General features: G+C 62.1%; 12 protein-coding genes. 10 read left to right on the forward strand and 2 right to left on the reverse strand.

Going from position 1 to position 8,282, the window contains the following annotated elements:
• Window positions 1-2: 2 nt before the first annotated feature.
• The 5 genes from GPT33_RS04775 to GPT33_RS04795 all read left to right on the forward strand — a co-directional run bounded on the left by GPT33_RS04775 (window position 3) and on the right by GPT33_RS04795 (window position 3,146).
• On the forward strand, window positions 3-707 hold the full coding sequence (locus tag GPT33_RS04775; protein WP_296806180.1) for an FMN-binding protein: 705 nt from the start codon (window positions 3-5) through the stop codon (window positions 705-707).
• Between the two features lie 33 nt (window positions 708-740).
• Entirely contained in the window at window positions 741-1,403 is a 663-nt protein-coding gene (locus GPT33_RS04780) for an electron transport complex subunit E (RefSeq protein WP_296806181.1), read from the forward strand.
• On the forward strand, window positions 1,393-1,983 hold the full coding sequence (locus GPT33_RS04785) for an RnfABCDGE type electron transport complex subunit A (RefSeq protein ID WP_232408044.1): 591 nt from the start codon (window positions 1,393-1,395) through the stop codon (window positions 1,981-1,983). Before GPT33_RS04780 ends, GPT33_RS04785 begins: the two co-directional genes overlap by 11 nt.
• Window positions 1,976-2,143 (forward strand): hypothetical protein, encoded by a 168-nt coding sequence (locus tag GPT33_RS04790; protein WP_296806182.1) that lies wholly within the window; start codon window positions 1,976-1,978, stop codon window positions 2,141-2,143. Before GPT33_RS04785 ends, GPT33_RS04790 begins: the two co-directional genes overlap by 8 nt.
• 142 nt (window positions 2,144-2,285) lie before the next feature.
• Complete coding sequence (locus GPT33_RS04795) at window positions 2,286-3,146, forward strand: oxidoreductase (protein ID WP_296806183.1); 861 nt, start codon at window positions 2,286-2,288, stop codon at window positions 3,144-3,146.
• Window positions 3,147-3,327: 181 nt separating this feature from the next.
• Here GPT33_RS04795 and GPT33_RS04800 read toward each other — a convergent pair whose 3' ends face one another.
• Both GPT33_RS04800 and GPT33_RS04805 read right to left on the reverse strand, forming a co-directional pair.
• Entirely contained in the window at window positions 3,328-3,831 is a 504-nt protein-coding gene (locus GPT33_RS04800) for a YbaN family protein (RefSeq protein WP_296806184.1), read from the reverse strand.
• A gap of 271 nt (window positions 3,832-4,102) precedes the next feature.
• On the reverse strand, window positions 4,103-4,531 hold the full coding sequence (locus GPT33_RS04805) for a hypothetical protein (RefSeq protein ID WP_296806185.1): 429 nt from the start codon (window positions 4,529-4,531) through the stop codon (window positions 4,103-4,105).
• A 306-nt stretch (window positions 4,532-4,837) separates the two neighbouring features.
• Between GPT33_RS04805 and GPT33_RS04810 the strand changes: the two genes are divergently transcribed.
• The 5 genes from GPT33_RS04810 to GPT33_RS04830 all read left to right on the forward strand — a co-directional run.
• On the forward strand, window positions 4,838-5,920 hold the full coding sequence (locus GPT33_RS04810) for an adenylate/guanylate cyclase domain-containing protein (protein WP_296806186.1): 1,083 nt from the start codon (window positions 4,838-4,840) through the stop codon (window positions 5,918-5,920).
• 85 nt (window positions 5,921-6,005) lie between these two features.
• A complete protein-coding gene (locus GPT33_RS04815; RefSeq protein ID WP_296806187.1) occupies window positions 6,006-6,386 on the forward strand; it encodes a DUF2784 domain-containing protein in 381 nt (126 codons plus the stop codon).
• 371 nt (window positions 6,387-6,757) lie between these two features.
• Window positions 6,758-7,435, forward strand: a complete 678-nt coding sequence (locus tag GPT33_RS04820) for a DUF2779 domain-containing protein (protein WP_296806188.1) — start codon at window positions 6,758-6,760, stop codon at window positions 7,433-7,435.
• The gene (locus GPT33_RS04825) at window positions 7,432-7,647 is read left to right on the forward strand and encodes a Uma2 family endonuclease (RefSeq protein ID WP_296806189.1); all 216 of its coding nucleotides are present in this window, start codon (window positions 7,432-7,434) and stop codon (window positions 7,645-7,647) included. Before GPT33_RS04820 ends, GPT33_RS04825 begins: the two co-directional genes overlap by 4 nt.
• A 104-nt stretch (window positions 7,648-7,751) precedes the next feature.
• The coding region (locus GPT33_RS04830; protein WP_296806190.1) for an NERD domain-containing protein at window positions 7,752-8,282 on the forward strand (531 nt) is incomplete at its 3' end.

The following is an 8,282-nucleotide window of genomic DNA, read 5'->3' on the forward strand; positions in this document are numbered from 1 at the left end:
CCATGAGCATCAAGGTCGAGCTTCAACCCCAATCTCAACCTGGCGCCGGCGCGCAGGTCGCACCGAGCTGGCCGATGCTGCGCACCCTGGCCGGCATCGCGATCCTCTCGGGCCTCTTGGTCGTCCTGGTCTATCAGGCCACCAAACCCATCATCGCCGAAAACGAGCGGATCCTGACCGAGCAGGCGGTCTTCGAGGTGCTGCCGGGCGCCGTCTCGAAGGTCGACTTCGTGCTGAGCGATCAAGGCTTGGTGCCGGCGGGCGAGGGCGCCGTCGGAATCTCGGTCTTCGCCGGATTCGCTGCCGACGGACAACTGCGCGGCGTCGCCTTCCCCGGCGCGGCGCGCGGCTATCAGGACGTGATCCAGTTCCTCTTCGGCTACGATCCCGCGTGCGAATGCATCATCGGCAGCAAGGTCTTGCGATCGACCGAGACGCCCGGGCTGGGTGACAAGATCGACACGGATCCGGTCTTTCTCGAGAACTTCGTGGCGCTCGATGCCAGCCTGAATCCCGAAGGCACCGGCTTGGCCAATCCGATCGTCCTGGTCGCGCACGGCACCAAGGCCGCCCCCTGGCAGATCGACGGCATCTCGGGCGCGACCATCTCGGGAAAGGCGATGGCTCGCGCGGCCAACGATGCCGCGGAGCGCTTCGTGCCGAGCATTCGGCAAGAGCTGGCCAAGCTCGTCGAGGCAGCGCCGTGATCAGCACCTTATTCGCGCAACGAGGCACGACCCATGGCTGAATTGCCCAATCCGCAAGAAAACCTGAGCCTGGATACCTTCCTGAGGGGAATCTGGACAGAGAATCCGGTCTTCGCGATGCTGCTCGGCATGTGTCCGGTGCTGGCCGTCACCAACTCGACCATGAACGCCATCGCGATGGGGCTCGCTACGACCTTCGTGCTGGTGTGCTCGAGCCTGCTGATCTCGCTGCTGCGCAATTGGATCCCCAAACAGGTCCGCATTGCCAGCTATATCATCATCATCGCGACGTTCGTCACCATCGTCGACTACGGGATTCAGGCGATCAGCCTGGAGCTCTATGCCGCACTCGGCGCCTTCATTCAGTTGATCGTGGTGAACTGCGTCATCCTCGGACGTGCCGAGGCCTATGCCTCGAAACAGCGCCTGCACACGACGCTCGTCAACAGTCTCGGGATGGGCGCGGGTTTCACCATCGCACTGCTCGCACTCGGAACCGTTCGGGAGATCCTCGGCAGCGGAAGCATTCTCGGCGTCGCGCTGTTCGGAGAAGGCTTCCAGCCCTGGGTGGTAATGATTCTTCCGCCGGGGGGCTTCTTCGTGCTCGGGGCTTGGCTGCTGCTCTTCAACTGGCTACGTCTGCGCAAGGAACGCAGGGTCATGGAACAATCCGGGGTCGCCGCCAATGCAGGATGAATCGCTCTATTTCATCTTTCTAAATGCCGCTGTCGTCAATAACTTCGTATTGGCGCTCTTTCTCGGCATTTGTCCCTTCCTCGGCGTCTCGGCGAAAAAAGACACCGCCTGGAACATGGGACTTGCGGTCATCTTCGTGATGCTGGTGAGCTCCATGAGCGCTTATGGCATCAATTGGCTCCTGACCGAGCTGGACCTGCTCTTCCTGCGGCTCATCTGCTATATCGCGGTGATCGCCTCGGCGGTGCAGTTGGTCGAAATGTTCGTCAAGCGCTACAGCCCGGCGCTCTTTCGCTCGCTCGGAATCTTTCTGCCCTTGATCACGACCAACTGCGCCATTCTGGGTCTCGCGCTCTTTCAGACCGCGAAGGAGTACGACTTCGTGCAAAGCCTTGTCTATGCACTCGGGGCGGGCGGCGGCTTCATGCTCGCCTTGATGTTGATGGCCGGCCTGCGCGAGAAGCTCGAGCTTGCTCGCGTGCCGAGCGTCAGCCAGGGCGCGGCCATGAGCCTTATGCTGGCGGGTCTTCTGTCGCTTGCCTTCATGGGCTTCGCGGGGCTCGGAGGATCACATGGTTAAGGTGCTCTTGGCCTCGCTGATCATCTTTCTGGTGCTCGCGGCTTGGGTCGTGGTGGAGCGCATCTATGCCGCCTTCGCCGCCCGTCATCCGGAGCTCGGACCCTTCCGACGCAACGACGGCGGCTGTTCCTGCGGCAGCGGAAGCTGCGAGCGTCGCTGATCGGGCATCGCCTTGCCCATCTCGAAAAGGGCCTGAAATAGAACGTTTTTCAGCTTCATCGTCGCTCGCGCGACGTCGAATCATCACATCCATCTCGTCTCGGCCCCGATGGAGCCGACAAGATCAAAGGAGCATCTAAACCATGAGTGAAGCCCCGGCCGATTTGGGTCCGACGACTCAGGCATTCATTAAGGATTCCAGGCGAATCACACCCGAGAAATCCGAGGAGGTCCGCCATATCACCCTCCAGGTGGTCGACCCGGCTTTTCAGTTCGTCGAAGGCCAAAGCATCGGCGTGGTCGTTCCCGGGCCGCATCCGTTCGGCAATCCCCACCATGTCCGGCGCTATTCGATTGCCAACGCACGCAGCATTCCGGTCGACACCGGGGTCGAGCTCGATCTTCTGGTGCGCCGCTGCTTCTATGTCGACGAGGTCAGCGGTGAACGCTATCCGGGTATCGCTTCGAACTATCTTTGCGATGGGAAGCCCGGTGCGTCGTTGACCATCAGCGGCCCCTACCTCAGTCCGTTCAAGATGCCGTTGGATAATCGCGCGAACCTGCTCATGATCGGGACCGGGACCGGCATTGCCCCGTTCCGCGCCTTCTCACAGTTGATCTACGAGCGACGCGGCGATTGGAAGGGGCAGGTTCGGCTTTATTACGGCGGCCGCACGGGCCTGGATCTGATGTACACCAACGACGAGACTACGGATCTCGCCAACTACTACGACGAGAAGACCTTCAAGGCGTTCCGGGCACTCGGCACGCGTCCTTTGATGTCGTCCTCGCAGGCATTGGAGCGCGGTCTGAGCGACAATGCCGACGACGCATTGCATCTCATCAATGAGCCCAATACGCATGTTTTCCTATCCGGATTGGGCAAGATTGCAGCGGTCTTCGATAAGGTGATGGCGGAGCGCGTAGGGTCATCGGAAGCCTGGTCGGCGATCAAGGAGAAGATGATCGACGAGGGACGTTGGTCCGAGCTGATTTATGATTGATTGATGCGGGGGGGGTTGACGGACGGGTCCGTAGGGCAAGCACAGCGAAGTCCACCGGCGCCAGCGCCGGGCTTCGGTGGACTGCGCTGTGCTTGCCCTTGGGAGCTTGTCCGGCCTTTAGGCTCGCTTGGGCGTCCGCGTGGGGAGGATGGGTTTCGCTTCGCTCTACCCATCCTACGGCTCAGGTCGGCGGATTCCGAGGAGATTTTGCGGGATTCGGCGCGCGCGAGAAGCTGTTGAGGTCCAAGCTGACCCGAACCTGCGTTTGCGGTTTGGGACCCTCGGGACGTGTTCCGAGCCAGAGTGCCACCAAGCCCAGAATGGCCGCGACCGTCAGTGCCAGTGCCGGCCCCGGGCTGGCGAGTCCGTACCAGACCGACCAACTGATGGCCATGCTGCCGATGGCCGCGGTCTTGCCGGTCCGGCACATCTCGCCGCGCTCCAGAAAGCCGCGGATCGATGCGCCGAAGCGCGGGTGCTCGACCAGAAAGCGCACCCGTTTGGGGGAGCTGCGCAGCCACAGCCAGGTCGCGCAGATCCAGAAGACCGTTGTCGGCATCAGCGGCAACACCATTCCCAGAAAGCCCAATCCGAAGCATAACCAGCCCAGCAGGTTGTAAACCCGTCGGCGGCTTTGGCTTACGCTTGCGACAAGAGGGTCTTGCTCGGGAATATTGCCGTGCATCGGGTGCTCCAGGCTGAGGGTCGACTTCCGAAGGGACACCGAGGTTCGACTGCCTGAATCCGGTAAAGATTCGCCTGCGGCTCCGCGCCAACCAGGAGGACCCCGCAACGGCCCAACTGACTGCGAGGTCAAGAGTATAGCGGCTCCCGCCCGATACGCCCATCGGCCGGAGGAGGAAGCGACAATTGACCGACACCGGCGTGCTCACAATCCCGGGCGGTCGGGTGGAGCAGCGAGCACAACGACAGGGAGGGACTGTGGCGGAAATCGCCTAAGGCGTCGGCGAGACGGTGATTCCGCGCGCGGCGAGCCACTGAGTATCCAGCTCCCACTCAACGGATTCGACCTGCGGTTGCGCCAGAATCAGACCTTGAGCACGCTTCTGATGATCGATCAGCTCCTGCTGAGCGGCGATCACCTGAGGATCATTGTCTGCCTTGTTGGTCAGATTCGGGTGGATAATGGCGAGAAACCGGTACGCCGGGACGTCGAACGAGCGGGGTGTCGAAATCGTCGCGATCCCGTCGTCAAACGAGACTACCCGGAACCGATAGGGGTAGGACGAGACCAGCGGGTCGGCCTCCAACACCTGATCGAGCTCCCGAACCTGCGGCTTCCAGGCCGAGCTGATCCAAACGGCCAAAGCGCCGATGACGATGACGCCGATTGCGATACTGTAGATGCGGGTAAAACGATCCATCCGGGGATGTCTCCTGAGGTCGGTGCGTGGTATGAGACGGGGACGCTCCGAGACATCCCCGAAAAACCCAGCTTGCTCCGTTCGGAACAATACTCCCATGAAAAACGTCAATCACTCCCGATGTGTCGCGGTGCCGTGCGAGATCAGTCGGCCGACGGGACCGCGCCGAACGTGTGCGGACAACAAAGATCCCGAGGCGAGGGCTCGCGCGCAACACACCGGATCCACAGCGGCCGACTTTTTTGTCCCACCTTTGTTCAACCTGTGCCATTCTTGGTGGTAGGGATCTAGAGGCAGTCTCGTCCAATGCAGCACAGAGACAGGCAGTCGTTGGTTGCGGGCATCTCCGGCTTGGCGCAACAGGTCTACGAAACCGAGGCACCGAACCGACAAGAAGAGGCGATGATCGAGCGGCTCAACCCGCTGCTCGATGCCTTTTTACTCGAATCTCAGCCGATCGAAGCGGTCGAGGCGACCATCCTGATCGCCGATATCCGCGGGTTCACCGCGCTGACCGAATCCCATCCGCCCCAAACCATTATTCGATTGCTCAATCGATACTTCGCGCGAATGGTGGAGCTGGTCCACCGTCACGGAGGCGTCGTCGACAAGTTCATGGGCGACGCAGTGATGGCGCTCTTCGGCGCGCCGGTCCGCCGCGACGATCACCTCAAGTGCGCGCTCTCCTGTGCAGTCGAGATGCAGCAGGCGATGCTCGAGCTCAACGGCGAAAGTCAACTGATCGGAGAGCCCAGCATCTATGCCGGCATCGCCGTGAACAGCGGCAGCGTTATGGCGGGCAGCTTCGGCTCACGGTTCTACAACGAGTACACCGTGATCGGCGACACCGTCAATCTGACCGCGCGGATGGAGGGCTACAGCTTGCGCGGGCAGGTGCTGCTCAGCGATGCCAGCTACGCGTCCGCGCGCGATTACATCGACATCGGCAGCGCCAACTCCCTTTTTGTGAAGGGCAAGGCGCGCGAGATCACGCTCTACGAGCTGCTCGCCGTCAAAGGTCAGCGCCTACTGGTCGTACCGCAGGTCGAGATCCGCCGCTCGCCGCGGGTGCTGGTGGATTTTCCGATCGCCTTCCGTCGGGTCGAGTCCAAATGCATCCTGTCGCAACGCTTTATGGGCAAGGCCAACGATCTCAGCTATTACGGGATGAATGCGGATCTGCCCCTGATTCTGCCGCCCTATTCGGAGGTCATCCTGACCTTCGTACCCGAGTTCGGCGCCGATCCGGCGACCGAAGTCTATGCGCGGGTGCTGCGAACCCAGCCGAGCGATGGATTCCACCGCACCAATCTTGAGTTCACGACGATCGACACGCCCGGGCACAGACTCGTGAAGCGATACGTCGATCAGCTCCTTTGGCGGCGTTGAACCTAAACCGCGCCCAGCGCGGTGTGCGATATTTTTGGATGGGATCGGGCGACTACCAATTGACCGGCAAGCGGGCAGCGCTCCCATGAACCCGAGCCTCGTCGCCGATGGCCTCGTCCTGCTGCACGCGCTCTTCATCGCCTTCGTCGCGCTCGGCGGGCTCCTGGCGTTGCGTTGGCCGGCCCTGGCCTACCTGCATCTGCCATGTCTGTTCTGGGGCATCGCCATCGAGCTCGGCGGCTTCGTCTGCCCGCTCACGCCGCTCGAGGTCCAATGGCGCCTTGCAGCAGGCGAGGGCGGTTACAGCGGCGGCTTCATCGACCATTACATCATGCCTCTGATCTACCCCCCCGGCCTGACCCGCGGGACCCAAATCCTGCTCGGATTCACCCTCTTGATCGGCAACGGTCTCCTCTACGGATACCTCTGGCACAAGCGCAGTCGCCGGAGCAGCCGACGCCCGTAGGGAAGGTTGGTGACGATTCAGAAACAAGGTGAACGACTTGATGAGCCGGTAGGATGGGTAGAGCGAAGCGAAACCCATCCTCCAAATCACCGGGTTGCCGGGTTTCGGTCCGATGCGCTCGGCGCGGGCCGGATGGGTTTCGCTTCGCTCTAACCATCCTACATGTTTCGGTTGTTTTTTGAATCGTTTCTTCGGCGGTCGCGGCGAGCAGAGTTCCCGCTCACGACTCACTCATCCCCCTCGCCGCGATGCGACAAGACCTGTCGCGTCATGAGTGCACTCTAGGTCCATCGCGCACGCCTGCCGAGCGAAAACGTCTCGGATCTCGGCGGGCGCGACTTCCCAGAACAACGGACCGGAGTCTAAGGATCATGACTACTCGCCAGCTATCCAACCCCACTTTCCCGCGTGCCATTGCCTTTCCGCGCCACTATCTGCGCATCGGCATCCTGGACACCCCGCCGACGATGTCGAGCGGCGTCCAGCCCTCGGAGCCAATGCCGTACCAATGGTCGTGCCACGTCGAAACCGAAAGCGGCCTGTTCGAGCAGTATGGATTCCTCGATACCCGAGGACTCGACCCGCGCCGCGAGCTGGTCGAAACGCTGCTCGCCGTCATCGCGCGCACCGGAGCGATCCTGGTGCCCTCCGCCCGCGAGACGGCGCTCCTGCATGGCTTGCAACACCGCCTTGCAGATTCGACAGGGACACTTGGCGCTGCCCTGAGCCGACTGGTGGAGGTCGATCGATTCGCCGATCAGCGAGAGAAACCCGCTGCACCTCGGTCCGTGTCGGCAGACCACCCGGCGGCGTCGGTCATCTGGCCGGAGGATGCCTTTGATCCCTCTCCCGATCTGCGCGACGATCGGGCGGCCCAGGCCGCCTACCGCGAGCTCATCGATGCCCGGACGCAGAACATCCGTCGGCGCCAGCTCACCCGTGCGCTGGTTCGTTACGGGGATCGTCAGCTCTCTGAGCTGGTACACGCCTTCGGCGAGCATACAGGTGGTCATCCGGCCTCGATCGCGCCGGGTCCGATGCCCAATTGATCCGACTCCAGCTCTATCGTGACGAAGGCGTCACTTGGTACGTTCTGGTCTATCCATCGGCAGCAAAGGCAAAGGTCTATCGACTGGTCGACGGCGAGTACCGCAAGGTCGGCGATTTCCACGACGAGCAACATGACTTCGCGCTGTCGCGATGCCGCATCGCGTTCGATTTCGCACGTCTGTGGCAGGATCGCAGGGCGTCGAGCTTCTGAACGACCGTTCGGGTCCGCCAGCCTGGTATGATTCGATCCGCCCCGAGCGCAAGCCTCGCCATTGCTGCCCCATCGTTGTCGACAGGACACTCGACGCATCTGGAATGAATACGCTCTGGAAGCAGATCACCCCCTCGGATTTCGCGTGGGAACGCGAGGCACTTGAGTTTCTAAAGGCTCGGTTGCCGGATCACGAGCCCTACCGGGCCTGGGCCAACTTCGAGTTCATCGCCCTGGACGGGTCCATCAACGAGGTCGACACACTCGTCCTCACCCCGAAAGGGCTCTTCCTCGTCGAGATCAAGTCCCATCCCGGCGAGATCGGCGGCGACGCCGGCGCCTGGATCTGGACCCATGAAGGGCGTCGCCGCGTCTTCGACAACCCCCGTCTGCTCGCCGAGCGCAAGGCCAAGAAGCTCAAATCCCTGCTCGAGAGCCAGCGCTCGGCCCATGTCGGCGGCGGGCAGTCGAAAGAGCGCTTGCCCTTTATCGAGACGCTCGTCTTCCTCTCCGCGGAGAACGTCGTCAACAAGCTCCAGGGTCCGGCGCGTCTGCAGGTCTGCACGCGCAAGACCGTGATGGACGCGCTGTGTCGCATCGACAGCACCCGGACACATCGCCGGCTCGATCGCCCC

The organism is Thiocapsa sp., assembly GCF_011390875.1.
Classification (GTDB): Bacteria; Pseudomonadota; Gammaproteobacteria; order Chromatiales; family Chromatiaceae; genus Thiocapsa.